The following is a 25,539-nucleotide window of genomic DNA, read 5'->3' on the forward strand; positions in this document are numbered from 1 at the left end:
AGATGCGGGTGCTTCAATCCAGCGCCCGATGCCGGGAACCGCAGTGCCCCGGCACGCGCCGCAGTAGTAGGTGACAGGCCTTTCCTTTTCCATTATCGCTTCTTGCATGAAATCCGCGACAGATCCCGTACAAAACCTCGCCCAGCTCATCGCTTGCCCGTCGGTAACGCCCGCCGAGGCCGGTGCGCTGACTGCTCTTGAATCCATTCTTGCGCCCCTCGGTTTTTCGGTCGAGAGACCGGTTTTCAGCGAGGAGGGCACGCCCGACGTCGAGAATCTTTATGCGAGACGTTCAGGCAATGGACCTCATCTAATGTTCGCGGGTCATACGGATGTGGTGCCTGTCGGCGACGAGGCCGCATGGAAGTTCCCGCCCTTTTCCGCCGCCATTCACAATGGCCAGATGTATGGCCGCGGCGCTGTCGACATGAAGGGCGGGGTCGCCTGTTTCACCGCTGCCGTCGCGCGTCACATCACGAAGCACGGCAGCCTCAAGGGGTCGATTTCGTTTCTGATCACCGGCGACGAGGAGGGTCCGTCGATCAACGGGACCGGCAAGCTTCTTGAATGGGCAAAGGCCAAGGGCGAAAGCTGGGATGCCGCGATCGTCGGCGAGCCCACCAATCCCGACAAGCTCGGCGACATGATAAAGATCGGAAGACGCGGCTCGCTCTCCGGCACGATAACCGTCAATGGCGTTCAGGGTCACGCAGCCTATCCGCACCTCGCCGACAATCCGGTGCGGGGGCTCGTCACCTTGCTCGACAGCCTGCTTTATCCCGCGCTCGACAAGGGCACCAAAGATTTCCAGGCGACCAATCTGGAAGTCACGACGATGGATGTCGGCAATCCTGCGGTCAACGTCATACCGGCCAAAGCGACGGCAACGTTCAACATCCGCTACAACGATAGCTGGACCGACGAAACGCTGATGGCCGAGATCCACAACCGGCTCGACCGTGCCGCCGGACGGCGCAAGCTCCGCCCCGGGCGGAAAACGCCCGTGAACTACGAGTTGACCTGGCGCGACCGGCCGAGCCACGTGTTCCTGACCCACGATGACAAACTCGTCGGCACGCTGACGAAGTCCGTCGAAGCGGTCATCGGCCGGCGCCCGCAGCTTTCAACGTCGGGCGGCACGTCCGATGCCCGCTTCATCAAGGACTATTGCCCTGTCGTCGAGTTTGGACTTGTCGGCAAAACCATGCACATGGTTGACGAAAGGGTGGACATTGCCGATCTTGAAACGCTTACCCAAATATATGAACGCTTCATCGAGGATTTTCTTGCGTAGAGCATGAGTGACAATGCCGGATTTCGATGAAACTCAGCAATATTTGTGGGGCGCATGGCGGATGATGAACGGTCATGCCGACGGCCTCGACATGCTCGATTTTTCCGAAGACGGCTTCTGGCAATCCTTTCACGCCATAACGATCTCGCTGCCCCCGCTCATCCTTGGCTGGATCATCTTCGCCAACGATATGATTGCGCTGCGGCCCGAAACCGGAAACCGCTTCTCGATCATGGGCCGCGTCGCCTTCGTCGATCTCGCCGCCTGGGTCGCGCCTCTTGTCGTTCTTGCTTTCAGTGCGCGCCGCCTCGGTCTCAGCAAGCGCTTCAGCCCCTATGTCGTCGCCAGCAACTGGGGAACGGCAATTGGCGCCTGGCTCATGGTCCCGGCCACGTTGGTGCGGGTGATCGTGCCGGATTGGCCGGGCTTCACGACTGCGATCAGCCTTTTGCTCTATGCGGGCATCATGTTCCTGACCTACCGTCTCACACATATCGCCCTGAAACGATCACACGCCTATACGGCGGCGTTTTTCGTGGTCCTGATGGTCGGTTCGCTTTTCGTTATGATCCTGCTTCAGGGCGCCCTCGGCATCTCCCTGCCGGACCCGGTTACGATCGGGTAATCGACACCAATGAGATAGAGCCCGTGGGGCGGCGCAACCGGACCGCAGGCCCGGCGGTCGCGCGCTTCGAGCGCGGCGCTCACATCGTCCGCGTCCCAGCGCCCGCATCCCACTTCGTTGAGCGTTCCCGCGAAAGAACGGATCTGGTTGTGCAGGAACGAGCGCGCCGACGCCCTGATCTCGATGATCTCCCCATTGCGCGTTACGTCGAGGCGGTCCAGCGTTTTTACCGGGCTTTTCGACTGGCACTGCGTCGCGCGAAACGTGGTGAAATCATGCGTGCCGATCAGGCGCTGCGCCGCGTCGTGCATGGCCTCGGCATCGAGCGGCTTCTTCACCCACCACGCGCGATGCGCCTCCAGCGGGGCAGGGGGGCGGCGGTTGATGATTCGATAAAGATAGTGGCGGCCCGTTGCCGAGAAGCGCGCATCGAATCCATCGCTGACGAGTTCAACATTGAGAATGCTGACAGCTTCGCCGGCAATGACGAGATGGGCGTTGAGCGCCTCGCGGATCTTCGAACTGCTCCAGTTCTTGGTAAGATCGGCATGAGCGACCTGAGCGCAGGCGTGCACGCCCGAGTCGGTGCGACCCGCCGCCCCCAGAGAAATCGTATCGCCGCAAAAATTGAAGATTGCCTGCTCGATAGCCGCCTGCACCGTATGGCCGTTTTCCTGGCGCTGCCAGCCCGCATAGGGCGTCCCATCATATTCGACCAGAAGCTTGTAGCGGGGCATCAGAGCGCTCCGAACGCGGGCGCATAGGTCAGGGCGCCCGCTATCGGCGCCTCACGAAACGCCAGCGCCTGCAAATGCTCGCCTTGGTAGGTGCTGTCGTAGCCGGCGGCACGTGCATGCGTGTAGCCGAAACGTCCGTAATAGGCAGTATCGCCAAGGACGATGGAAAGGCTTTCGCCGGTGGCCTGGAGTTGATCATGGGCCGCCTTTACCAGCGCTGTACCTACGCCATGGCGCTGATTTGCGGGGAGAACCGCGAGTGGTGCGAGTGCGACAGCATCGAAATCATCGCCCACGGTGAGGCGGGAAAACAGGATCTGCCCGACAATCGCGTCACCCGCGACCGCCACCAGTTCGAGGATCACGTCGCCGGCGCCGCGAAGGCTCTCCACGAGTTCGGCTTCCTCTGCACCGCCGAAGGCGGCGTTCAGCAGCGTGGAGATAGCCGGATGGTCTTCAGGCCGCGCAGGTCGCACCGCGACGCCGCTCATGGCAGCCGTGTGCCCTGGGCGATCTTGGCTCCACGCTGGAATTCGATACTGTCCATGACCTTGCCGCCGGCCCGCTGCAGCGAACGCAGGCGCACCGCGCCTTCGCCGCAGGCGATGCGCAGGCTATCGTCGAGCACTGTGCCCGCATCGCCGACGCCGGTCGCAAGCACCGAGCGGAGCAGCTTGATGCGCTCGAGCGAGCCGCCGATCTCCATCTCGCACCAGGTGCCGGGAAAGGGCGCAAGCCCGCGAATACGGTTGTGAACGTCGATTGCCGGTTCGCTCCAGTCGATGCGTGTTTCGGCTTTGGTGATCTTGGACGCATAGGTGACGCCGTCTTCCGCTTGCGGCGTAAGCGTGAGGCTGTCCCGTTCAAGCGCGGCCATGGCGCGCACCATCAAATCCGCCCCTGCCGCGCTCAACTGGTCGTGCAATTCGCCCGCCGTCATATCGGCGGTGATCTTGACCTTTTCGACCATGGCGACTGGTCCGGTATCAAGACCCTCGTCCATCTTCATGATCATGATCCCGGTTTCGAGATCTCCGGCCATGATTGCCCGCTGAATCGGCGCCGCGCCGCGCCAGCGCGGCAAGAGCGAGGCGTGACCGTTGTAACAGCCAAGCCGCGTGCCATCGAGGATTGCGCGCGGCAGGATCAACCCATAGGCGACGACGATCGCAACATCGGCGTTGAGGTCGCGAAAGGCTTGCTGCTCTTCTTCGCTTTTGAGGCTTGTCGGCGTCCGCACCTCGATGCCGAACTGCTCGGCGTTGCGCTGGACCGGCGAGGGCGTGAGTTCCAGACCCCTGCGCCCCGCGGGGCGCGGCGGCCGGCTGTAGACTGCAACAATCTCGTGACCCTGGCCAATCAAGGCGGTGAGAATGGGGACGGCGAAGTCCGGCGTTCCCATGAAAACAATGCGCAAACTCATCGCCTACACCGCCAGCCGGCTCGGCGGACGATCCTTGGCGAGCTTCTTGAATTTCTTGACGACCATCTCGCGCTTCAGGCGGGAAATATGATCGATGAACAGGATGCCGTTGAGATGGTCGATCTCATGCTGGAGGCAGGTGGCGAGTAGCCCGTCGGCGGCTACTTCCTGCGCCTTGCCGTCGAGATCGAAATAGGCAATGCGCACCTCCGCCGGCCGCTCCACCTCGGCATAATAGTCCGGGATCGAAAGACAGCCTTCTTCGTAGACATTGCGCTGTTCGCTCGATGCGAGAATCCGCGGATTGATGAACGTCTGCGGCGCCTTGGGCTCGTCTTCCTTGGCAAGGTCGATAACGAGCATGCGGAGGGGCTCGCCGATCTGGATCGCTGCAAGGCCGATACCCGGTGCGTCATACATGGTGTCGAGCATATCGGCGGCGAACTTGCGCAAATCCGCATCGAAGCGTTCGACTGGTTTTGAAACCTGACGCAGCAGCGGATCAGGAAGAATGACAAGTGGTTTGATAGACATGCAACATCACCTAATAGTTCATCCATAAACCGTCAATCCGACGCAAAATCCATTTGCAAAAATGTTCTTGTTTTGATCTCACATTTGTCGCCCGAATCGGCTAGTCTGGTTCGTATGGAAACATCAATTTCATTCGATCAAACACTTATGCATCTCGGTGCGAGCTCAATTTCGCTGGGTTCGGCGCTCATTGCCGGGGCTGTGGTTGCGGGGGGCGCCGTGCTGCTCGCGCTTATCGTCCTGTGGCGTTCGTCGAAGATACGGCTGACTGCCGAACTCCAGGCCGAGGACCGCGCCCGCGACGCCGAGTTCCGCATGGGCGAGATTCTCAAGAGCCAGGCGGAAATGCAGGGCCGTATGCAGACGATGGCTGAGCTTTTCGGCTCGCGGCAGGCCGAACTCAACCAGTCGATCCGCGAACGCCTTGACGGTATGACGAGCCGCATCGGGCAGACCATGACCGAGCAGACCCGTTCCACCCACGAGAATCTTGCGAAGCTGCAGGAGCGGCTCGCGGTCATCGATACGGCGCAGAACAATATCCAGGCGCTGGCCGGCCAGGTCGTACAGTTGCAAGCCATTCTCGCCAACAAGCAGACCCGCGGCGCTTTCGGGCAGGCGCGCATGGAGGCGATCATCGCCGACGGCCTTCCGCAGGGCGCCTATGAGTTCCAGGCTACGCTTTCCAATGGCAGCCGGCCCGACTGTGTGGTCCACATGCCCAATGGAGCGCCGAACCTCGTGATCGATGCCAAGTTTCCGCTGGAAGCCTGGAACGCCATTCGCCAGGCCGACAACCCGGAAGCCAAGAAGGTTGCTCTTGGGCAGTTCCGCCGTGACGTTGAGATTCACATTCGCGACGTCGCGGAGAAATATCTGATCAACGGCGAAACCCAGGATACGGCGTTTCTCTTCGTGCCGTCGGAATCGATTTTCGCCGAGATTCATGAGAATTTCGAAGGTGTGGTGCAAAAGGCCCATCGCTCGCGCATCGTCATCGTTTCGCCTTCGCTGCTGATGCTTTCGATCCAGGTCATCCAGGCCGTCCTCAAGGATGTGCGCATGCGCGAACAGGCGCATCTCATCCAGGGCGAGGTGATCCGGCTGATGGAAGATGTCGGCCGCCTTGACGACCGCGTGCGCCGCCTGCAAACGCATTTCGGCCAGGCGAACAAGGATATCGATGACATTCTTGTCTCTTCGAGCAAGGTCACGAGGCGCGGCCAGAAGATCGAGGCGCTCGAATTTGCGGAGGCGCCCACGAAGGAGACCGAGCCCAACCGTGCCGCCGCCGCTTCGTCAACCGGGCAATTGCGCCTGCGTGTCGTCGATGGCGAGGAATAGAAGAAAGGCGGGGTAACGGCTTAAGCCGCCTCGATCTTCTTGCGCCGAACTTCCCATGTTCGTGCCGTTTGCGGCTTGACGAACAATGTGACGATATCGGGATTGGCGGTTTTCAACACCGCCTCGAGCCGTTCGACGCAGGCTTCGATCTGCGGAGCCTGGATATGGTCTTCGAACTCGACGCTCAATCCGGCGACGATCTGCTTCGGACCCATATGGACCGTCAACACGCCGTTTGCCTTCTGGATGTCCGGATCCCTGTTGGCAAGATGGAGGATCTGCTGTTCCACTTCAGGAAGCGCTGCCTCGCCCATGAGCAGGCCCTTGCTTTCGCGGGCGAGAAATATCGCCGTCGCGGCGAGAATGATGGAGATACCGATGGAGCCCACGCCATCAAGTGCCGGCATGTCGAATATCTGCGCCGCCGAAATCGCAACAAGCGCGATGATCAGTCCGAGCAGCGCGGCCGTATCCTCGAACAGCACCGTGAAGACGCTCGGATCCTTGCTTTCCTGCACAGCCTCTACATAGCCGAGTTTGCCCTTCATCGTCCGGAATTCCTTGAGTGCCACGAACCACGACGCGCCTTCAAAGATCATCGCAAGGCCGATGACGACGTAGTTCACGATCGGATTGGCAACTGGTTCCGGCCGCATGATGTGGATGACGCCTTCGTAGAAGGAAACGCCGGCGCCGACGGCGAAAACCAGGAGCGCCACGATAAAGCTCCAGAAATAAAGCTCACGCCCATGCCCGAAAGGATGCGACTTGTCCGCAGGTCGCGCCGCACGGCGCAAGCCATAAAGCAGCAAGGCACCATTGCCGGTGTCGACAAGAGAGTGAACACCCTCCGACAGCATGGCGGAACTGCCGGTAAAGAAGGCGGCGATGAATTTTGTTGCTGCGATCAGGAGATTGCCAAGGATGGCGGCATAGATCACTTTTTTCGAACCGGCATGTGTTCCCGATTGTGATGCCATCGACTATCCCCTTCTGCCCGACGAAACGTCTTTTGATTGAACAGGTTCCTCGTGAAACGTTCAACCGCGCCGATGCGTCAGCATCTGGTCGGAATGACGCTAGCTCTTGCCGACGTCATGCGCTAACCCTGCTCGAACAAGGCAGGACATCATGGCAGACACCACTGAAACGGCAATCTTTCTCGGCATCGACACCGGCGGCACCTATACGGATGCGGTGCTGTGGTCGGAAAGAGATGGCGTTATCGCGAAAGCCAAGGCGCTGACGACCCGGCATGATCTCAGCGTCGGCATTGCCGGCGCCGTCGAGCGTATCGTTGAAGAAACCGCGATCCGCCCAGCGGATATTCGCCTTGTTTCCATGTCGACGACCCTCGCAACCAATGCCCTCGTCGAAGGGCAGGGGGGCCGCATCGCCCTTGTCATGATCGGGTTCTCGCAAGCGGATCTCGAAAAGGCGGACCTCAAGACCGCGCTTGGTTCCGACCCGGTCGTCTTTGTCCCCGGCGGTCACGATGTCTATGGCAGGCCACAACTGCTCGATACGGTTGCTCTTTCCGAGGCGCTGCCGAACCTCGCCCGTGAAGTGACGGGATTCGCCATCTGCGCCTATTTTGCGGTCCGCAATCCCGAGCACGAGATTGCCGTGCGCGATCTCATCCGCAACGTGACCGGGCTCCCCGTCACCTGCAGCCATGAACTCTCCGCCAAGCTGAATGGACCGCGCCGCGCGCTTACGACGGTCCTCAACGCACGCCTGATCGCCATGATCGACCGGCTCGTGGCAGCGACGGAAGGGTTTCTCGACCGCAGCGGCATCCACGCCCCCTTGATGGTGGTCCGTGGTGACGGCGCACTCGTCACTGCGGCCTTTGCGCGCCACCGTCCGATCGAGACGATCCTCTCCGGCCCTGCTGCCAGCCTGGTCGGGGCGCGTCATATGACCGGACTCGACAACGCCATCGTTTCGGACATTGGCGGCACGACGACGGACGTCGCCGTGCTTGACAAGGGCCGTCCACGGCTCGATCCGAATGGCGCGACGGTTGGCGGATTTCGCACGATGGTGGAAGCCGTGGCGATGCGCACCTTCGGCCTCGGTGGCGATTCCGAAGTGTCGCTCGACGATAATGCCATGGCACCAAGCATCAAGCTTGGACCGCGCAGGCTGGTGCCGCTGTCGCTGCTTGCTGCCAACCATGGCGAGAGCGTGCTTGCCCACCTTGAGCGTCAGGTCAAGGCAGCCAATGTCGGGCGGCTCGACGGCCGTTTCGCCCTGCGCACGGGGGTTCCCGCCCAACTCGCTTCCGGCCTGAGCAAGAGCGAAGCCGAACTTTACGAGCGCATAACCAGCGAGCCGCAGCCGCTCGACCGGCTTCTCGCTTCGATTTCACAGGCTGCGACCGTCAATCGCCTCGTGGCCCGCGGTCTGGTTCATGTGTCCGGCTTTACGCCTTCGGATGCGTGCCACGTGCTCGGCCTGCAGGACAATTGGAACGCTGAAGCCGCGCGCTATGGTGCGATCCTTTATGCCCGGCGCAAGGATGGCGCCGGACGGCCCCTCTGCGATACGCCCGAGGAAGTGGCGCATCGCACCTATGACGCCCTGATACGGCGCTCGTCCGAGGTCGTCCTGGAGACGGCATTTGCCGAAGACGAGCTTGACGGCCCGGAGACGGCTGCGAGCCCACTTGTCCAGCGTGCGCTGTCGGGCGACGGGCGCATCGCCGGTGTCAAACTCGCCATCGACCGGCCGATCATTGGTCTCGGCGCCTCGGCGCCGGTCTATTACCCCGCGGTCGGCGCCATGCTTGGAGCAGAGTGCGTTGTCCCGACCGATACGGATGTTGCCAATGCGCTCGGGGCCGTCGTCGGTCAGGTGCGGGTTTCGGTGGAAGCGCATGTCAGCCAGCCGGCCGAGGGCGTATTCCGGGTGATGGCCGGCGAAGTGTTGAAGGATTTGCCCTTCGAGGAGGATGCTATCGCCTTTGCAGAAACCGTCTTGCGCCAACAAGTTTCCGACCTTGCCCTGCAAGCAGGTACCGACGAAGGCCAGATCGTTGTTTCAAGGGACATCAGCGCCGCGACAGTCGAAGATCAGCGCAAATTCATCGAGGCGGTCCTTATCGCCACAGCTTCCGGCAGGCCCAGAATCGCGCATTACGTTTGATTTTATCCGCTACGGCACAAATCCTGTGCACTATTGATGAATTGACGGGGAATGCTTCTATATGATCAAGGGTAGGATCACGTAAAGACGAGGAACCGATCATGAGCGAAAGCATCGAAATCAATGGCTTGAAGGTAGCGAAGGAGCTCTATGACTTCGTGGTCGATGAGGCCATCCCGGGAACGGGCGTCGATGCGGCGAAGTTCTGGGCCGGCTTTGCGCAGATCGTCAGCGATCTTGCGCCAAAAAACCGCGAGCTCCTGGCCAAGCGCGATGCATTCCAGGCGAAGCTCGACGCCTTCTACAAGGAAAAGCGTGACAGCGGATACAGCCAGGAAGAATACGAGGCGTTCCTCAAGGAAATCGGCTACCTCCTGCCGGAAGGTGGCGCCTTTACGGTGACGACAGATAATGTCGATCCGGAAATCGCAGTCATTGCCGGTCCCCAGCTGGTCGTACCCGTCATGAATGCGCGCTACGCCCTCAATGCCGCCAATGCGCGTTGGGGTTCGCTGTATGATGCCCTCTACGGAACCGACGCCATATCCGACGATGGCGGCGCCGAGAAGGGCAAGGCATTCAATCCGGCGCGCGGTGCGAAGGTCATCGCATGGGCGAAAGCGTTTCTTGATGAAAGCGCCCCGCTGGCGGGTGCACAATGGGCCGATGTCACGGGCCTCGCCATCGAAGGCGGCAAGCTGGTGCTGACGGCAAAGGACAAAAAGGTACAACTCGTCGACGCTACCCAGTTCGCGGGCTATCGAGGCGAATCGACGAACCCGACTTCAGTGTTGCTCGTCAAGAATGGTCTCCACGTCGAGATCGTTATCAACGCCGACCATTCCATCGGCAAGACCGACCCTGCGCACATCGCCGACGTGGTTCTCGAGTCCGCGGTAACGACAATTCAGGACTGCGAGGATTCCGTCGCCGCTGTAGATGCGGAAGATAAGGTCGTCGTCTATCGCAACTGGCTGGGACTGATGAACGGCGACCTTTCCGATACGTTCGAGAAGGGCGGCAAGACCGTTACACGCAAGCTCAATCCCGACCGCGAATATATCGGCCCGGATGGCAAGAAGCTCGCATTGCCGGGCCGCTCGCTGATGCTTGTCCGCAATGTCGGGCACCTGATGACCAACCCCGCCATCCTCGACCGTGACGGCAACGAGGTCCCCGAAGGCATCATGGACGCGGCGATCACGACGCTCGCTGCCCTGCATGATATCGGCAAGGACGGTCGCCACATGAATTCACGCGCCGGCTCGATCTATGTGGTCAAGCCGAAGATGCACGGACCGGAAGAAGTCGCGTTTGCGGCGGAATTGTTCGGCCGCGTCGAAGCGCTGCTTGGCCTTCAACCGAATACGATCAAGATGGGCATTATGGACGAGGAACGTCGCACTACGGTGAACCTCAAGGAGTCGATCCGCGCTGCCAGGGAACGCGTCGTGTTCATCAATACCGGTTTCCTCGACCGCACCGGCGATGAAATACACACTTCCATGGAGGCGGGTCCGATGATCCGCAAGGGTGACATGAAGCAGGCGTCGTGGATCGGCGCCTATGAGAACTGGAACGTCGATGTCGGTCTCGAATGCGGCCTCTCCGGCCATGCGCAGATCGGCAAGGGCATGTGGGCCATGCCCGACCTCATGGCCGCCATGCTCGAGCAGAAGATCGCACATCCGAAGGCCGGAGCTAATACCGCCTGGGTGCCGTCGCCGACCGCAGCGACGCTGCACGCGACCCACTATCACAAGGTCAATGTGGCCGAGGTTCAGGCCAAACTGAAGCAGCGCGCGCGGGCAAAGCTCAGTGACATCCTCTCGGTTCCGGTCGCATCGCGACCGAACTGGACGCCGGAAGACATCCAGCACGAACTCGACAACAATGCCCAGGGCATCCTCGGCTATGTCGTGCGCTGGGTGGACCAGGGCGTCGGCTGCTCGAAGGTGCCTGACATCAATAATGTCGGCCTGATGGAAGACCGTGCGACGCTGCGCATATCCGCGCAGCACATCGCCAACTGGCTGCACCACGGGGTTGCCAGCGACAAGCAGGTGCTCGACACGCTGAAGCGCATGGCCGCGATCGTTGATGAACAAAATGCTGGCGACCCGCATTATCAGCCGATGGCCGCCGATTTTGATGGCTCCGTGGCATTCCAGGCCGCCTGCGACCTCGTCTTCAAGGGCCGCGAACAGCCGAACGGCTATACGGAACCGGTCTTGCATCGTCGCCGCCTCGAACTGAAAGCCAAGGCAAAGGCGGCATAGACGGGAAACGATGGAAACTTTCCGCCGCGCTTTGCTTGCTGGGGCCATCCTTTTGATGGCCGGACCGGTTGGCGCGGCGGAAGAACCTGTCATCGAGATTGTCGATTGGGGCCTGACCGCAGCAAAAGAGGTTGGTTCCGAGGTTTCGCCGGATACGCCGACGGGCGTCAACCGCCTCGTCGAAGGACCGGTCGATGTGACGCGAGCGAACGAAATTCACGCCTGTATCGGAACGAGCTTCGGTATTATCTATCGGGCGGCCTATACGGGCGAGGCGTCTGTGGTTCCGATTAAGGTCGTTGTGGATCATCCGCTCATCAGGACCCCGGACGGCCGGGCAATGGAACACAGCAGCTGGCCGGACAGTGCCATCCTCGCCCGCCGCTACGCCGGCTGGGTGTTTGAAGAAAATTTCGAGCTGGTGCCTGGCCGCTGGACGATCTCGCTGCGGGATCTTGCGGGCATCGAACTCGCATCGAAGACCTTCACCGTTTCGACTGGGAGCTGCCCCATTTCCTGATAGAATGCCGAAAATGTGGAGGGTGGTGGCCGCGATGTTTCGCCAGTGGAGCCCAATCGGCCTGTTCCTGACGGTCATGCTCGCTTGCGGTGCGGCGCCGGCCGCCAACGGCGATCTCTATCAGGCAAGCGCAGTCGTTTCGGGGCAGGGCGAAGCCGGCCGGTCAATCGGGCTTGCGCAGACTTTCGAGGATGTGCTCGTCAAGGTCTCTGGCGACCCAAGGCTGATGGGCGACCCGAAGATCGCGGCGCTGAAACAGCAAGCGGCGCAGTTCGTCGCGACCTATCAGTATCGCGACCGCATGTCCGGCGTGCCGATCCATGACGAGCAAGGGACATATGACCGCCCGCATGACCTGACCGTCAGTTTCGATCCGGCCAGGATCGATGCGCTGTTGCACTCGCTCGGACGAAAAGCCTGGCTTGATCCGCGCCCGCGTATCGTTGTCTTTCTCGATGTTGTCGGACGAAAGGAAAGTTTTGCGCTCGCTGAGGATGGTTCGAAGGAACCGGATATGCGCAGTTCGCTGGCAGCGGCCGCCGGGAAGGTCGGCTTGCCTGTTGCCTTGCCGACTGTTGCGCAACTCAAAAAGTACGAACTGACCGTCGAGACCCTGCCGAGCGCCGAACTTTCCGCGCTCGATGGCGCGGCGCGCAATGCCGGGGGCGATGTCGCGCTTGCCGGCGATCTGCGCTGGAGCGATTCCGCACTCGGATGGATCGCCGATTGGCGTATGGACTATCGTGGCACGCCCTTCCGCTGGCAGATCAAAGGCGTCGGCTTCGACGATGCGTTTCGCAATGGCATGCGCGGCGCAGCGCAGATATTGTCAGGGAACGGGCCGCCGTAGCGCGGCATTGTTTGTGGCATCATTCGATGCTGATAATGTGCCTTCTAGAGGCAACGATGCGAACCACAATTGCTTTGGACGATGAACTGATTGCAAAAGCCCAAGCCTATACTGGGTTAAATGAGAAGTCAGCCTTGGTTCGCGAAGCGCTTCGCGCCCTAATTGAGCGGGAAAGCGCGCGACGCCTTGCTCGCCTCGGCGGAAGCATGCCCGATCTAGATATTACGCCTCGCCGCCGACCCGACCACTCACCTGACTGATGTGTCTCGTCGACACGTCCATTTGGGCCGATTATTGGTGAACGTGCTCCTTGGTCAGTCGAGGGCCCGAGCAGCGACACTAACCGTGCTCCTGGAACTGCCTCGAGCAGAGATCGCCAATGACGCGGAGGTTCTGGGATTCATCGAAAAAGAAGGAATTTACGGCCCTGGCGTTGGATATGTCGACGCCCACTTGCTTGCAGCGGTGCGGCTGACGCCCGGAGCCGTGATATGGACAAGAGATAAACGCTTGGCGAGACTTGCAGTGGAAATGCAGCTGGACGCAAATCTGACCTGACCTCGCAGCGAATGAAGGAATGCACGCACCGCGCCCACTTGTTTGCTGGTTGATTCTTGTTTAGGCGAAGGCGCATGAAATTGCTTGCGCTCGATACCGCTGCCAATCTGTGCTCCGTTGCCGTTTTCGATGTCGAAACGGGAGTGGTGCTGGCTTCGAACAGCGAGGATATCGGCAAAGGTCATGCCGAACGGCTCATGGGCGCAATCGAGCAGACTTTGCACAGGGCCGCTGTCGAGCTTACAGACATCGGCAGGATTGCTGTCAGCGTCGGCCCCGGTTCGTTTACTGGCGTTCGGGTGGGGGTCTCGACGGCACGGGGCTTTGCGCTTGTGCTTAAATGCCCGGTTATCGGCATCAGCACCTTGCAGGCGCTCGCATTCGACGGCGCCCGTGCGTTTCCCGGAAGACCGGTCCTGTCGATCATCGATGCCCGGCGCGACGAGGTCTATGCCCAATTCTACGGCAAAGACGGGGTGGCAATATCCAAACCGCTCGTGACGGACTTGCCGGCAATATTGGATGAATTGGCGGGGCGTGACATGGTGCTTTCCGGCTCGGGCGCTCTGCTCGTCAATGAGGGGCGGGATAAGCCCTTCGATGTCGCAACAACGGCGGCGACTGGAAGCATCGAAGCCTTTGCCCGCCTTGGCGCGGCAGGCGAGCCACCGGCGGAGGCGCCTAAGCCGCTTTATCTGCGCGGGCTCGACGTCAAGCCGCAGCAGGGTTTCGTCATGCAGAGGAAGGTAACCGAATGATCGGCTTTCCGTTCGACAATCTGCGTCCGCGCAGTTTCGTCATCGAGCCGCTCGCGCGGGCCGACGCTGCCGCGATCGCGAATATTCACGGACTGACCTTCCGTCAGCCCTGGAGCGATGAAGATTTTCACGCTCTCCTGGTCGATGAGAATGTGTTCGGGTTCGTCGCCCGCGAGGAGGGCAATCGCCGTGCCCAGCCGGGCGGCTTCGTTCTCGCGCGCCTGGTGCTGGACGAAGCCGAAATATTGACGATTGCCGTCGCGCCCGCAGCACAGCGGCGGGGCCTTGGCCATGCCTTGATGGATGCGATCCTCCGCCATCTCCACAATGCGCGCGCCAGCATGCTTTTTCTTGAAGTCGACGAACTCAATGGCCCGGCCGTTGCACTTTACCGCCGCCTCGGGTTCAAGCAGGTCGGCAAGCGGCCGGGATATTACGAAACGTCGAGCGGCCGCTCATCGGCCCTGACGATGCGCCGCGATCTCAAGCCGGGACGTTGAAATGGCTTGGTTGCGCTTCGCCCTGACGTCTACCGTCTTCGTTCTCGCCATTATTCTGCTGGTGCCGGCGCAATTCATCTTTCTGAAGACAGGTGTCGGGCCGAGCGCCGGGACCCCAATGCTGTTCCACCGCATCGTATGCCGCCTGCTTGGCTTTCGCATCCATGTTCATGGCGATATGGCAAAAGGCCGTCCGCTTCTTCTGGCGGCCAATCATACTTCGTGGACCGATATCGTCATTCTCGGCTCGCTGCGCAAGATGGCCTTCATCGCCAAGGCCGAGGTAGCGAAGTGGCCGCTCTTCGGCATGCTCGCCAAGCTGCAACGCACGGTCTTCATCGAGCGGGAGAAACGCGGCAAGACCCACCATCAGGCGAGCGAAATCGCGCTGCGCCTTGCCGCGGGCGATGCCATGGTGCTTTTCGCCGAGGGTACGACATCCGATGGCAACCGCGTATTGCCCTTCAAGACTTCGCTCTTCGGCGCGGCGCAAGTGGCAATTCGCGATACCGATGCCGAAACCGTGACCGTGCAACCCGTAGCCGTCGCCTATACGCGCATCCATGGCATGCCGATGGGCCGCACCCATCGTCCGATCGTCGCGTGGCCGGGCGATGTCGCACTTGGTCCGAGCCTCATAGGCCTTCTGAAGGAAGGCGCGGTCGATGTCGATGTCTGGTTCGGCGAGCCGGTGGTGATCGATGCCAGGAGCGACCGCAAGGCATTAGCGCGAACAGCCGAAGAGCGCGTGCGCGCCATGGTACACACTTCGCTGATGGGACGCGACTACCTCGACGTGTCGGAAAGCGACGCCGAGCCTATTCTCAAGGCGGCCAAAAACGGCTAGAAGCCTCGCCCATGGACGATATCAGTATCAATCACGAGCCGGAGACCGCTTCCGGAGCAACGACGCATTCGTCGGCGCAGCCGAACACGCGCAAGGTCTTTGTGAAGACCTATGGCTGTCAGATGAACGTCTACGACAGTCAGCGAATGGCCGACAGCCTTGCCGCCGAGGGCTATAGCCAGACCGACAGCGCCGAAGACGCCGATCTGGTGCTCATCAACACCTGCCACATCCGCGAGAAGGCTTCGGAAAAGCTTTACTCGGCGCTCGGGCGGCTGCGCAAGATGAAGGATGCACGCGCCAGGGAAGGCCGCGAATTGACCGTCGGGGTCGCGGGATGCGTCGCGCAGGCGGAGGGCAACGAAATCACCCGCCGTGCACCGGTCGTCGATCTGGTGGTCGGACCGCAAACCTATCACCGGCTGCCGCAGGCGCTGGCGCGGGTGCGCCAGGGCGAGCGCGTCGTCGAGACCGAATACGCGATCGAGGACAAGTTCGACCACTTGCCGGCGCCGCCCAAGGAGCAGACCCGGAGCCGCGGCGTCACCGCTTTCCTCACGGTCCAGGAAGGTTGCGACAAGTTCTGTACCTTCTGCGTCGTGCCCTATACGCGCGGCTCGGAAGTGTCGCGGCCCGTCGCCCAGATTGTGAAGGAAGCCGAGAAACTTGCCGATGCGGGCGTGCGCGAACTGACGCTCCTCGGGCAAAATGTGAATGCCTGGCACGGCGAAGGCGCCGACGGGCGCGAATGGGGACTTGGCGAACTTCTCTACCGCCTTGCCGAAATCCCCGGCATTGCCCGCCTGCGTTATGTCACCAGCCACCCGCGCGACATGGATGGTGCCCTGATCGAGGCGCACCGCGATCTCGATATGCTGATGCCCTATCTGCATCTTCCGGTTCAGTCGGGCTCAGATCGCATCCTCAAGACGATGAACCGCAAGCACACGGGCGAGGACTATTTGCGGCTTATCGAGCGCATCCGCCAGGCACGGCCGGATATTGCCCTATCGGGCGATTTCATCGTCGGCTTCCCCGGGGAGACCGAAGAAGATTTCGAGGCGACGATGCAGATCGTACGCGACGTGACATACGCTGCCGCCTATTCGTTCAAATATTCGCCGCGCCCCGGCACTCCCGGCGCCGACATGGAGGATCACGTCGAGGAAAGCGTCAAGGATGAACGGTTGCAGCGGTTGCAGAACCTCCTCACGGAACAGCAATATGCCTTTCAGCGCAGCCTCATCGGCAAAAACATGAATGTTCTGATCGAAAAGGCTGGCCGCTTGCCTGGACAGATGGTCGGACGATCTCCCTGGTTACAACCTGTAATTATCGATGTACACGGCGGTCGAATCGGCGACATTATCAATGTACGAATCATCGACACGGGCACGAACAGCCTGATTGGCGTGCGGGAGATGAACTCGCAGAGGAATGGGACTATATAGGGCTGAACACTTCTTTAGGAGAGCCGTTTGAACGCCACCGAAAAGCTGAAACCCGCTCCCTCAGGGGCCTCGGATCTGGCCCATATCGTACTGACATTCGACAATAACCGGTTGGCAAGTGCGCTTTTCGGTCAATTCGATGAAAATCTCGCCCGTATAGAACAAAAGCTTGGCGTCGATGTCCGCTCGAAAGGCAACCAGCTTGCCATTCGCGGTGAGCCCACCGCAACCGAGCAGGCGCGCCGGACGCTGGACCATCTCTACGAGCAATTGCAGAAGGGACATGATATTTCTGCTTCCGATGTCGATGGCGCGCTGCGCATGGCGATCGCCGCCGACGATCAGTTGACGCTCCCGACCATGGAAAACAAAAGCAAGATGGCTGCTGCCCAGATATCGACCCGCAAGAAGACGATTTTCGCGCGCACGCCGACGCAGGACGCCTATATGCGCGCGCTCGACCGGTCTGAACTGGTCTTCGGCGTCGGGCCGGCGGGCACGGGCAAGACCTATCTTGCCGTCGCCCATGCCGCGATGCTGCTTGAGCGCGGCCTTGTCGACCGCATTATTCTTTCGCGTCCGGCAGTCGAAGCGGGCGAACGTCTCGGCTTCCTGCCCGGCGACATGAAGGAAAAAGTCGATCCCTATCTGCGCCCGCTCTACGATGCGCTCTATGACATGATGCCGGCCGACAAGGTCGAGCGGGCCATCGCCGCCGGGGTCATCGAAATCGCCCCGCTCGCCTTCATGCGCGGGCGCACGCTTGGCCATTCTGCCATCATTCTCGATGAAGCGCAGAATACGACATCGATGCAGATGAAGATGTTTCTGACGCGCCTTGGTGAAAATGCCCGCATGATCATCACTGGAGATCCAAGCCAGATCGATCTGCCGCCCGGCCAGAAGTCGGGTCTCGTGGAAGCCTTGCGTATCCTCGACGGCGTCAGCGGCATCGTGACCGTTCGCTTTACGGATGTCGACGTGGTGCGCCATCCGCTGGTTGCGGCAATCGTACGGGCCTACGACAAGGAAGGCGCGAAGCCCTGAGCTTGGCGACACAATCGTGATCGATATCGACATATTGGTGGAAACGGAAGGCTGGGCCGACGAGTCCAGCCTTCGCCGATTATCGGCAAGCGCCATCGCGGCCGCCTGGGACGAGCTTGACGGCGGCGAGCAGCCGGTGAGCGAACTCAGCCTTGTCTTTACCGACGACGCCGCGATCAGGGAACTGAACAGCGACTGGCGGGACAAGGACAAGCCGACCAACGTGCTGTCGTTTCCGGCATTCACCCTCAAACCGGGACAGAAGCCCGGGCCTATGCTTGGCGATATCGTCATTGCCCGCGAAACCGTGGCGCGGGAAGCCTCCGATGAGGAAAAGTCTTTCGACCACCATCTGACCCATCTTGTCGTGCATGGATTTCTGCATCTCCTGGGGTATGATCACCTCTCCGATGCGGAAGCCGAGGAAATGGAGGGATTGGAGCGCAAAATTCTGGCGCGTCTTGCAATCCCGGACCCATATGCGCTATCCGTCATTGACGATCAATCCGATTGAGGACCATGTCTGACACGTCGCACCAGAACGATCCTGCCGCGCCTGCACGAGGGGTTACGGGGCAGGAGAGTGATGCCGAAGGGCAAAGTAGCACCAGAGCGCAAGGCCCAGAAAAGCGCTCGCTCCTTTCAACCATATTTCCTTTCCTGCGCGCCCGCCCGGGCACGACCTTGCGAGAAGATCTCGACGCGGCGCTGGCGGAAGATCATAGCGGCGACACGGCGTTTTCGCCGGAAGAACGCGCCATGCTGCACAATATCCTGCGGCTGCGCGAATTGCGCGTCGAGGACGTGATGATCCCCCGCGCCGATATTGAGGCAGTCGATATATCAACGACTCTCGGCGATCTCCTCGAAGTGTTCGAGAAATCCGGCCATTCGCGTATGCCGGTCTTTTCCGAAACGCTCGATGACCCGCGCGGCATGGTCCATATCCGCGACGTGGTGAATCACATAACCCGGAGTTCGCGCGTAAAGGCGCCGCGGCGTGGTGCCGCTCGCGCTAAACCGCCCGTGTCGGCGAAGCTTGATCTGTCCCATGTCGATCTTGGCAAGACGATTGCAGACCTCAGCCTGATGCGGCCAATTCTCTTCGTTCCGCCGTCCATGCTTGCCAACGACTTGATGGCACGCATGCAGGCGCAGCGTATTCAGATCGCACTCGTCATCGATGAGTATGGCGGCACCGATGGGCTGGTATCGCTCGAGGACATCGTCGAGATGGTGGTCGGCAATATCGAGGACGAGCACGACGACGACGAGGTGATGATCGTCGAGGAGCCAGAAGGTGTTTTCGTTGCCGATGCACGCGCCGACCTCGATGAAGTGTCGCAGAAAATAGGGCCTGCTTTTGTCGTCGGCGAGCACGGTGAGGACGTCGATACGGTCGGCGGCTTGATCTTCTCGATCCTCGGCCGCATCCCGGTTCGCGGCGAGATGCTGCAGGCCGTCCCCGATTATGAATTCCATGTGCTTGAGGCCGATCCGCGCCGCATTCGCAAGGTGCGCATCGTGCCCCTGCGCCACGCGGACCGCCGACCGCGCACCGTACGGCAGGATGCAGCAGACCAACCCGCAGAAACGGACGAATGATTGACGCAAGCCTCACCTTTTAAGACTGACGTCGAATCGGAAGTCGTGGGGCAAGGCATGATCGAGCGTCTGGCCGGAACAATCATTCTGCTGTCGGGCTGGAAGCGTGTCCTGCTGGCGTTTCTCATGGGCGGGCTCGCAAGCTTTGCCTTGCCGCCCTATGACTTCTTTGCGGTCTGCCTCATTTCGTTTCCCGTATTGGTCTGGCTGATCGATGGCGCTGTCGACAATGCTGACGCCGGCCCCATTCGCCGCCTGCTCCCGGCTGCCATGGTCGGCTGGTGGTTCGGCTTCGGCTATTTTGTGCTTGGCCTCTGGTGGATCGGGAACGCGCTCCTTGTCGATGCGGAGAATTTCGCCTGGGCCGTGCCTCTCGCCCTTCTCGGCCTGCCTGCGGTTCTCGCGATCTTCTATGCCCTTGCCGCCGCGATCGCCCGGCTGTTGTGGAGCGACGGACTAGGGCGAATTTTTGCGCTGGCCGTCGGATTTGGCATTGCCGAGTGGCTGCGCTCGTTTGTGCTCACCGGATTCCCCTGGAACGCCATAGGCTACGCGGCGATGCCCGTACCACTGCTCATGCAGTCGTCGGTGATCGTCGGCCTTCTTGCAATGAACGTGCTTGCCGTGATCGTCTTCGCCATGCCGGCTCTGCTTTCCGGCCGCCGCGACCTGAAGACCGGACTGGGGCTCGCACTTCTCCTCGTTGCCGCGCATGTGGGCTATGGCGCCTGGCGGCTGTCGACAGCGACCGTAGATGCAAAAGGGCCGCTCGTGCGTATCGTCCAACCTTCGATCGAGCAGGATCTGAAATGGGACGATGACGCGCGGCGCAGTATCTTCGACCAGCACCTTGCCCTGACGGCGCAAGCGCCGAAGGACGGCAAGGCGAAGCCGCAGATCATTGTCTGGCCGGAAACCGCTGTTCCATACGTCCTGCCGCAGTCGCCGGAAGTGCTCGGTGCGATTGCCGACAAGCTCGACGACGGCCAGATCCTGCTTGCCGGAGCGGTCCGCATGGAGAGTAGGGGAGAAGGGGTAGACCCCCTCTATTATAACGCGATCTACGCCATCAACAGCGATGGTGAAATCATTGGCGCCGCCGACAAGGTCCATCTCGTGCCTTTCGGCGAGTATGTGCCGATGGAGAACGTACTGCGCAGGCTGGGCGTGAGTGAAGTCGTGGAACTTCCGGGCGGCTTTAGCGCTGCCTCGAGCCGTCGCTCGCTGGCCGTGAAGGACGGTTTCCAAATCCTGCCGCTCGTTTGCTATGAAGCGATCTTCCCGGCCGAAATGGGCTATGACGGCCCGCGCGCCGACGCGATCGTCAATGTCACCAACGACGCCTGGTATGGCGATACGCCCGGCCCCTACCAGCATTTTCGCCAGGCGCAATTGCGCGCAGTGGAACAGGGATTGCCGATGATCCGGGCGGCGAATAACGGGCTTTCGGCGACCGTCGACCCCTATGGCCGCATTATCGACGGGTTGGCGCTGGATGCCGTGGGTGTGGCGGATTCGATCCTCCCGTCAAAGGTCGCGCTACCGCTTGGTGAGCGCGCTCGCAAGCTGCAATTTCCGATTGTGCTGGGGCTTGCTTTGCTTGCAACGCTGGCGTATTTTTCGCGCCAGAGGACAAGGATTGGTTGACATTTTAAGCCCTGTCCTGTCAATGATGCGCCATTTGGTGCGTTGATACATTAGTGATAAAATTCTTTTTTAGTTCAATTTAAATACGAATGAGATTTTCATGTCTGATAATAAGAAGAGACCAAATCCGGTAGATGTACATGTTGGCGCAAGGATTCGATTGCGTCGCAATATGATCGGTTTGAGCCAGGAAAAGCTTGGCGACAGCCTCGGAATAACCTTTCAGCAAATTCAGAAATACGAGAAGGGGATGAACCGCGTCGGTGCCAGCAGGTTGCAGGCGATCGGCAACGTCCTCAACGTTCCCGTAACGTTTTTCTTCGACGACATGCCCGGGCAGGATGACAAGCCCAAGGGGTTCGACGAGGAGAGCGAGACGACCTATGTGGTCGGCCTGCTGAACAGTTCTGAAGGGATTCAGCTTGCGCGGGCCTTCGCCAAGATCACCGATGCCAAGGTCAGGCGCAAAATTCTCGATCTCGTGCGCACACTCGGCCTAGAGGAAGATTGATTTCATCGACGCATTACGCCTTTTGGGGGCGGGAGGGGGCGGGAAAAAAATTCCCGGTCCCCCGAATGTTTGAAAATGAAAGCAATTGACTGATCCACTTTGGCTTGGCAAAGACTATGCGGCCCAGACTGGACTTGGTCTGGTGGGCTTTCGTTTGCTTTCAAGAGGGGTTCCCCGTGACACGCAGTTCTTATCTTTTTACCAGTGAGTCCGTATCGGAAGGACATCCAGACAAGGTCTGTGACCGCATCTCCGACGAAATCGTCGACATGATCTATAAAGAGGCAAAGAAGACGGGCGTTGACCCGTGGACTGTGCGAATTGCTTGCGAGACCCTGGCAACCACCAATCGCGTGGTCATTGCCGGTGAAGTACGTGTTCCGGACACGCTGTTGAAGAAAGACAAGAGCGGCGCAGTGGTAAAGGACGCCAAGGGGCATCCTGTCATCAATCCGTCCCGCTTCCGCGCGGCAGCACGCCGCGCCATCCGCGACATCGGCTACGAGCAGGACGGTTTCAACTGGAGGACGGCGAAGATTGACGTCCTCTTGCATCCGCAGTCCGCCGACATTGCCCAGGGCGTGGACAATGCATCCGACCGCCAGGGCGAAGAGGGCGCTGGCGACCAGGGTATCATGTTCGGCTACGCCTGCCGCGAGACCCCTGACCTGATGCCGGCTCCGATCTATTATTCCCACAAGATCCTCGAGATTCTTGCCGCTGCCCGTCATAAGGGTGAAGGCGATGCCGCCAAGCTCGGCCCGGATGCGAAAAGCCAGGTGACCGTGCGTTATATCGACGGCGTTGCCGCCGAGACGACGCAGATCGTGCTCTCGACCCAGCATCTTGATGAAAGCTGGGACTCGAAAAAGGTTCGCAAGGTCGTCGAGCCCTACATCCGTGAAGCGCTGGGTGATCTCAAGATCGCCGATGATTGCGCCTGGTACATCAACCCGACGGGCAAGTTCGTCATCGGCGGTCCCGATGGCGACGCTGGGCTGACCGGCCGCAAGATCATCGTCGACACCTATGGCGGTGCTGCGCCGCATGGCGGCGGCGCTTTCTCGGGCAAGGACACGACCAAGGTCGACCGTTCCGCTGCCTATGCAGCCCGCTATCTGGCCAAGAATGTCGTCGCTGCCGGCTTTGCCGATCGCTGCACGATCCAGCTTTCCTACGCTATCGGCGTGGCGCAGCCGCTGTCGATCTATGTCGATCTGCACGGTACTGGCAAGGTAAAGGAAGATGCGGTTGAGGAAGCGCTGCGCAAGGTCATGGACCTTTCGCCGTCGGGTATCCGCAAGCACCTCGACCTCAACAAGCCGATCTATGCCAAGACTTCGGCATACGGTCATTTCGGTCGTAAGCCCGGCCGCGATGGGTCCTTCTCCTGGGAGAAGACCGATCTCGCCAAGCAATTGAAGTCAGCACTGGCCGTCTGAGCGGCCAGCATTGCCTACCATGACCGAGCCAAGGCGAGAACGTTCAACTGAGGCATTCTTCGGCAGAAGAGCCGGCAAGACGCTTCGCCCGATGCAGCGAGCCATTCGCGACGAGTTGCTGCCGCTCCTGAAACTCGATCTTGGTTCACCTGCACCTGACGACCTCCGCACGCTGTTTACTGCGGAGGTCGACGCAGTGCGGATGGAAATTGGCTTTGGTGGCGGCGAACATCTGCTGCACGAAGCAGCAAGGCATCCGAAGGCGGGATTCATCGGCGTCGAGCCCTTTGTCAACAGTATGGCGAAGCTTGTGGTCGATCTCCATGACGAACCGTTGCGGAACATCCGCCTCTATGATGACGACGCGACGCAAGTGCTCGACTGGCTGCCGGAGGCATCCCTCGACGGCATCGACCTCTTCTACCCCGATCCATGGCCAAAGAAGAAGCACTGGAAGCGGCGTTTCGTCAGCCAGAAAAACCTCGACCGCTTTGCCCGGGTCCTGAAGCCAGGCAGCAAATTTCGCTTCGCCTCCGACATAGATACCTACGTCAATTGGACATTGCAGCATTGCCAGGCCCATGGCGGGTTCGATTGGCAGGCGGAAACCGCGGCCGACTGGCATACGCCCTACGAGGCCTGGCCGGGCACGCGTTACGAGCAGAAAGCGCATCGCGAGGGCCGCATCGGCGCCTATCTGACATTCGTCCGGGTCTAGAGCAGGCCGTCAACGGTTCTGTTCAGGCAAGAAACGCCCTGATCCGCCGACCGGCCGCCATTTCGCGTGACAGCTTCCTGACAGTTTTCTAGTATCATTTTGACGGTGAGGAGACCGCTGGGAGGCTGTCAGCTTTTATTGTTGAGCGTTTGGATTTGACTGACCGTCAATTCAGGGGCTCGATTGTCGATATCTTCCCGCGACCTCGAAATCGATAGGCGCAGATGGCTGATGGCCGTCATGGGAGGAACTACATAATGCGTAAGATATTGCTCGCTTTTGTTGCAGCCGGGGCGCTGGCGCTTTCCGGTCAGGCCTTTGCGGCCGACTACAAGATCATGGCGCCGGCAGCGCCGGGCGGTGGTTGGGACCAGACCGCGCGCACCTTGCAGACGGCCCTGCAGGACGAGAAGATTTCCGGCAGCGTTCAGGTCGTGAATGTCCCGGGCGCGGGCGGCACGATTGGCCTCGCACAGTTCGCAAATTCGGCCAAGGGTGATCCTTCGCAGCTGATCGTCGGCGGCTACGTCATGGTGGGCGCGATCCTCACCAATGCTTCGCCCGTTACGCTCGACCAGGTGACGCCAATCGCCCGCCTGACCGGCGAATATGAGGCGCTGGTTGTGCCGGCGGCATCGCCCATCAAGTCGATGGCCGATCTCGTTGCCAAGCTCAAGGCTGACCCCGGCTCAGTATCATGGGGCGGCGGCTCGGCCGGCGGTACCGACCACATCACCGCAGGCCTCATCGCCAAGGCGGCCGGTGTCGATCCGACCAAGGTCAACTACATCGCATTCTCCGGTGGCGGTGAAGCCTTGGCAGCGATTCTTGGCGGCCAGGTAACCGTTGGTATTTCCGGCTACGGCGAATTTGAATCGCAGATCAAGGCCGGTCAGCTGCGCATCATCGGCATTTCCAGCGAACAGAAGGTCGAAGGCATCGATGCGCCGACCTTCAAGGAAGGCGGCGTCGACGTCGCGATCCAGAACTGGCGCATGGTCGCCGCAGCTCCCGGCATCTCGGCCGAACAGGAAGCTGCGATCAATGCCGATATCGAAAAGCTGGTGAAGTCGAAGACCTGGCAGGAGCAGCTGAAGGCCAAGGGCTGGGCTGACACCTATCTCGCCGGTGACGCATTCAAGGCGCAGCTGGCGAAGGATACCGAGGCAACCTCCACGATCCTGAAAGACATTGGTCTCGTCAAATGACGCAACAGCCACCGAGCACCGAAACGCGCCGCCCTGACCGGGCGGCGCTGGTAATCGCAGCCGTCCTGGCAATCATTGCGGCTGTGATCGTCTACAGCACCGCCACCGCTCGTGGCGGCAGCGCGACCCGGATAGGTCCGGGAGCATTTCCCTATGCAATCGCCGCGTGCCTCTTCGTCTTGGCGATCTGGACGGCATTTGAAGCGGTTCGCGGTGATTTTCCCGAGCGGGAAGAACAAAAGGTTGGCCCGATCATCTGGATCGTTGGCGGTCTCGCGGCGCAGATGCTGCTCCTCCACATTACCGGATTTGCCATTGCGACAGGGCTGCTCTTTGCGGCGACGGCGCGGGGATTCGGGCGCGGACCGCTTTGGCTCACCATTCCTATCGGCATTGTTCTGTCTTTCGTTATCTGGGTCATCTTCGCCAAGGGACTGCAATTGTCGCTGCCCGCGGGACCCCTTGAACGCCTCATTTAGAAGCAGGTTCGG

At 60.5% G+C, this 25,539-nt stretch carries 26 protein-coding genes; 21 read left to right on the plus strand and 5 right to left on the minus strand.

The features are described from left to right. Window positions 1–106 precede the first annotated feature (106 nt). Both dapE and AC1DNI_RS03310 read left to right on the plus strand, forming a co-directional pair. Window positions 107–1,294 (plus strand): succinyl-diaminopimelate desuccinylase, encoded by a 1,188-nt coding sequence (dapE, locus tag AC1DNI_RS03305; RefSeq protein ID WP_477690809.1) that lies wholly within the window; start codon window positions 107–109, stop codon window positions 1,292–1,294. Window positions 1,295–1,307: 13 nt separating this feature from the next. Beyond that, window positions 1,308–1,919 carry a hypothetical protein gene (locus tag AC1DNI_RS03310; protein ID WP_153666522.1) on the plus strand — a complete coding sequence of 204 codons (612 nt, stop codon included), beginning with the start codon at window positions 1,308–1,310 and terminating at the stop codon, window positions 1,917–1,919. Here the strand turns inward: AC1DNI_RS03310 and truA are convergent. From truA to def, 4 genes are read right to left on the minus strand one after another with little or no spacing between them, the layout of a single operon-like run. Beyond that, window positions 1,871–2,656 (minus strand): tRNA pseudouridine(38-40) synthase TruA, encoded by a 786-nt coding sequence (gene truA / locus AC1DNI_RS03315; RefSeq protein WP_477690810.1) that lies wholly within the window; start codon window positions 2,654–2,656, stop codon window positions 1,871–1,873. The genes AC1DNI_RS03310 and truA overlap by 49 nt on opposite strands. Beyond that, the gene (locus AC1DNI_RS03320; protein ID WP_477690811.1) at window positions 2,656–3,147 is read right to left on the minus strand and encodes a GNAT family N-acetyltransferase; all 492 of its coding nucleotides are present in this window, start codon (window positions 3,145–3,147) and stop codon (window positions 2,656–2,658) included. Before AC1DNI_RS03320 ends, truA begins: the two co-directional genes overlap by 1 nt. Beyond that, window positions 3,144–4,073: a methionyl-tRNA formyltransferase gene (fmt, locus tag AC1DNI_RS03325; protein WP_477691469.1), complete on the minus strand. Its 930-nt coding sequence runs from the start codon at window positions 4,071–4,073 to the stop codon at window positions 3,144–3,146. The genes AC1DNI_RS03320 and fmt overlap by 4 nt, the downstream gene beginning before the upstream one ends. A 9-nt stretch (window positions 4,074–4,082) precedes the next feature. Further along, a complete protein-coding gene (def, locus tag AC1DNI_RS03330) occupies window positions 4,083–4,613 on the minus strand; it encodes a peptide deformylase (RefSeq protein WP_477690812.1) in 531 nt (176 codons plus the stop codon). 114 nt (window positions 4,614–4,727) lie between these two features. On the opposite strand from def, the gene AC1DNI_RS03335 reads away from it, so the two are divergent. Next, a complete protein-coding gene (locus AC1DNI_RS03335; protein ID WP_477690813.1) occupies window positions 4,728–5,957 on the plus strand; it encodes a DNA recombination protein RmuC in 1,230 nt (409 codons plus the stop codon). Window positions 5,958–5,977: 20 nt separating this feature from the next. On the opposite strand, the gene AC1DNI_RS03340 is transcribed toward AC1DNI_RS03335, so the two are convergent. Next, the gene (locus AC1DNI_RS03340) at window positions 5,978–6,937 is read right to left on the minus strand and encodes a cation diffusion facilitator family transporter (RefSeq protein WP_477690814.1); all 960 of its coding nucleotides are present in this window, start codon (window positions 6,935–6,937) and stop codon (window positions 5,978–5,980) included. A gap of 151 nt (window positions 6,938–7,088) precedes the next feature. Between AC1DNI_RS03340 and AC1DNI_RS03345 the strand changes: the two genes are divergently transcribed. From AC1DNI_RS03345 to AC1DNI_RS03430, 18 genes are all read left to right on the plus strand, one after another. Further along, window positions 7,089–9,107 carry a hydantoinase/oxoprolinase N-terminal domain-containing protein gene (locus AC1DNI_RS03345; RefSeq protein ID WP_477690815.1) on the plus strand — a complete coding sequence of 673 codons (2,019 nt, stop codon included), beginning with the start codon at window positions 7,089–7,091 and terminating at the stop codon, window positions 9,105–9,107. Between the two features lie 101 nt (window positions 9,108–9,208). Further along, window positions 9,209–11,386: a malate synthase G gene (locus AC1DNI_RS03350; RefSeq protein WP_477690816.1), complete on the plus strand. Its 2,178-nt coding sequence runs from the start codon at window positions 9,209–9,211 to the stop codon at window positions 11,384–11,386. 10 nt (window positions 11,387–11,396) lie between these two features. Beyond that, complete coding sequence (locus tag AC1DNI_RS03355) at window positions 11,397–11,906, plus strand: DUF3859 domain-containing protein (protein ID WP_477690817.1); 510 nt, start codon at window positions 11,397–11,399, stop codon at window positions 11,904–11,906. A 34-nt stretch (window positions 11,907–11,940) separates the two neighbouring features. Then, window positions 11,941–12,756: a DUF2066 domain-containing protein gene (locus tag AC1DNI_RS03360; RefSeq protein WP_477690818.1), complete on the plus strand. Its 816-nt coding sequence runs from the start codon at window positions 11,941–11,943 to the stop codon at window positions 12,754–12,756. Between the two features lie 56 nt (window positions 12,757–12,812). Further along, window positions 12,813–13,016: a type II toxin-antitoxin system VapB family antitoxin gene (locus AC1DNI_RS03365; protein ID WP_228017173.1), complete on the plus strand. Its 204-nt coding sequence runs from the start codon at window positions 12,813–12,815 to the stop codon at window positions 13,014–13,016. Between the two features lie 372 nt (window positions 13,017–13,388). After that, window positions 13,389–14,072 carry a tRNA (adenosine(37)-N6)-threonylcarbamoyltransferase complex dimerization subunit type 1 TsaB gene (tsaB, locus tag AC1DNI_RS03370; RefSeq protein WP_477690819.1) on the plus strand — a complete coding sequence of 228 codons (684 nt, stop codon included), beginning with the start codon at window positions 13,389–13,391 and terminating at the stop codon, window positions 14,070–14,072. Next, window positions 14,069–14,572: a ribosomal protein S18-alanine N-acetyltransferase gene (gene rimI / locus AC1DNI_RS03375; RefSeq protein ID WP_027230489.1), complete on the plus strand. Its 504-nt coding sequence runs from the start codon at window positions 14,069–14,071 to the stop codon at window positions 14,570–14,572. Before tsaB ends, rimI begins: the two co-directional genes overlap by 4 nt. A gap of 1 nt (window position 14,573) precedes the next feature. Further along, window positions 14,574–15,419, plus strand: a complete 846-nt coding sequence (olsA, locus tag AC1DNI_RS03380) for a lyso-ornithine lipid O-acyltransferase (protein ID WP_477690820.1) — start codon at window positions 14,574–14,576, stop codon at window positions 15,417–15,419. Window positions 15,420–15,430: 11 nt separating this feature from the next. Continuing rightward, window positions 15,431–16,870: a tRNA (N6-isopentenyl adenosine(37)-C2)-methylthiotransferase MiaB gene (miaB, locus tag AC1DNI_RS03385; protein ID WP_477690821.1), complete on the plus strand. Its 1,440-nt coding sequence runs from the start codon at window positions 15,431–15,433 to the stop codon at window positions 16,868–16,870. A gap of 27 nt (window positions 16,871–16,897) precedes the next feature. Further along, window positions 16,898–17,917, plus strand: a complete 1,020-nt coding sequence (locus tag AC1DNI_RS03390; RefSeq protein ID WP_027230486.1) for a PhoH family protein — start codon at window positions 16,898–16,900, stop codon at window positions 17,915–17,917. Between the two features lie 16 nt (window positions 17,918–17,933). After that, window positions 17,934–18,431 (plus strand): rRNA maturation RNase YbeY, encoded by a 498-nt coding sequence (gene ybeY, locus AC1DNI_RS03395; RefSeq protein WP_477690822.1) that lies wholly within the window; start codon window positions 17,934–17,936, stop codon window positions 18,429–18,431. 5 nt (window positions 18,432–18,436) lie between these two features. Further along, window positions 18,437–19,522, plus strand: coding sequence for a hemolysin family protein (locus AC1DNI_RS03400; protein WP_091950646.1), 1,086 nt, complete (start codon window positions 18,437–18,439; stop codon window positions 19,520–19,522). A gap of 57 nt (window positions 19,523–19,579) precedes the next feature. Beyond that, window positions 19,580–21,169, plus strand: a complete 1,590-nt coding sequence (gene lnt, locus AC1DNI_RS03405) for an apolipoprotein N-acyltransferase (RefSeq protein WP_477690823.1) — start codon at window positions 19,580–19,582, stop codon at window positions 21,167–21,169. 100 nt (window positions 21,170–21,269) lie between these two features. Next, complete coding sequence (locus tag AC1DNI_RS03410; RefSeq protein WP_027230482.1) at window positions 21,270–21,680, plus strand: helix-turn-helix domain-containing protein; 411 nt, start codon at window positions 21,270–21,272, stop codon at window positions 21,678–21,680. A 176-nt stretch (window positions 21,681–21,856) separates the two neighbouring features. Then, entirely contained in the window at window positions 21,857–23,122 is a 1,266-nt protein-coding gene (metK, locus tag AC1DNI_RS03415) for a methionine adenosyltransferase (RefSeq protein WP_477690824.1), read from the plus strand. A gap of 19 nt (window positions 23,123–23,141) precedes the next feature. Then, window positions 23,142–23,840, plus strand: coding sequence for a tRNA (guanine(46)-N(7))-methyltransferase TrmB (gene trmB, locus AC1DNI_RS03420; RefSeq protein ID WP_477690825.1), 699 nt, complete (start codon window positions 23,142–23,144; stop codon window positions 23,838–23,840). 257 nt (window positions 23,841–24,097) lie between these two features. Beyond that, window positions 24,098–25,048, plus strand: coding sequence for a Bug family tripartite tricarboxylate transporter substrate binding protein (locus AC1DNI_RS03425; protein ID WP_091919954.1), 951 nt, complete (start codon window positions 24,098–24,100; stop codon window positions 25,046–25,048). Then, entirely contained in the window at window positions 25,045–25,527 is a 483-nt protein-coding gene (locus tag AC1DNI_RS03430; RefSeq protein WP_477690826.1) for a tripartite tricarboxylate transporter TctB family protein, read from the plus strand. The genes AC1DNI_RS03425 and AC1DNI_RS03430 overlap by 4 nt, the downstream gene beginning before the upstream one ends. Window positions 25,528–25,539: the final 12 nt, after the last annotated feature.

It is taken from the genome of Phyllobacterium sp. 01N428 (genome assembly GCF_056399405.1).

Coding starts and splice junctions, on each gene's coding strand:
- AC1DNI_RS03400 (WP_091950646.1), top strand. CDS start 18,437: ATGTCTGACACGTCGCACCAGAACGATCCTGCCGCGCCTGCACGAGGG.
- AC1DNI_RS03340 (WP_477690814.1), bottom strand. CDS start 6,937: ATGGCATCACAATCGGGAACACATGCCGGTTCGAAAAAAGTGATCTAT.
- rimI (WP_027230489.1), top strand. CDS start 14,069: ATGATCGGCTTTCCGTTCGACAATCTGCGTCCGCGCAGTTTCGTCATC.
- AC1DNI_RS03310 (WP_153666522.1), top strand. CDS start 1,308: ATGCCGGATTTCGATGAAACTCAGCAATATTTGTGGGGCGCATGGCGG.
- lnt (WP_477690823.1), top strand. CDS start 19,580: ATGATCGAGCGTCTGGCCGGAACAATCATTCTGCTGTCGGGCTGGAAG.
- AC1DNI_RS03335 (WP_477690813.1), top strand. CDS start 4,728: ATGGAAACATCAATTTCATTCGATCAAACACTTATGCATCTCGGTGCG.
- olsA (WP_477690820.1), top strand. CDS start 14,574: ATGGCTTGGTTGCGCTTCGCCCTGACGTCTACCGTCTTCGTTCTCGCC.
- def (WP_477690812.1), bottom strand. CDS start 4,613: ATGTCTATCAAACCACTTGTCATTCTTCCTGATCCGCTGCTGCGTCAG.
- AC1DNI_RS03350 (WP_477690816.1), top strand. CDS start 9,209: ATGAGCGAAAGCATCGAAATCAATGGCTTGAAGGTAGCGAAGGAGCTC.
- AC1DNI_RS03425 (WP_091919954.1), top strand. CDS start 24,098: ATGCGTAAGATATTGCTCGCTTTTGTTGCAGCCGGGGCGCTGGCGCTT.
- AC1DNI_RS03410 (WP_027230482.1), top strand. CDS start 21,270: ATGTCTGATAATAAGAAGAGACCAAATCCGGTAGATGTACATGTTGGC.
- miaB (WP_477690821.1), top strand. CDS start 15,431: ATGGACGATATCAGTATCAATCACGAGCCGGAGACCGCTTCCGGAGCA.
- tsaB (WP_477690819.1), top strand. CDS start 13,389: ATGAAATTGCTTGCGCTCGATACCGCTGCCAATCTGTGCTCCGTTGCC.
- AC1DNI_RS03365 (WP_228017173.1), top strand. CDS start 12,813: ATGCGAACCACAATTGCTTTGGACGATGAACTGATTGCAAAAGCCCAA.
- AC1DNI_RS03360 (WP_477690818.1), top strand. CDS start 11,941: ATGTTTCGCCAGTGGAGCCCAATCGGCCTGTTCCTGACGGTCATGCTC.
- trmB (WP_477690825.1), top strand. CDS start 23,142: ATGACCGAGCCAAGGCGAGAACGTTCAACTGAGGCATTCTTCGGCAGA.
- AC1DNI_RS03355 (WP_477690817.1), top strand. CDS start 11,397: ATGGAAACTTTCCGCCGCGCTTTGCTTGCTGGGGCCATCCTTTTGATG.
- AC1DNI_RS03430 (WP_477690826.1), top strand. CDS start 25,045: ATGACGCAACAGCCACCGAGCACCGAAACGCGCCGCCCTGACCGGGCG.
- AC1DNI_RS03345 (WP_477690815.1), top strand. CDS start 7,089: ATGGCAGACACCACTGAAACGGCAATCTTTCTCGGCATCGACACCGGC.
- dapE (WP_477690809.1), top strand. CDS start 107: ATGAAATCCGCGACAGATCCCGTACAAAACCTCGCCCAGCTCATCGCT.
- AC1DNI_RS03320 (WP_477690811.1), bottom strand. CDS start 3,147: ATGAGCGGCGTCGCGGTGCGACCTGCGCGGCCTGAAGACCATCCGGCT.
- truA (WP_477690810.1), bottom strand. CDS start 2,656: ATGCCCCGCTACAAGCTTCTGGTCGAATATGATGGGACGCCCTATGCG.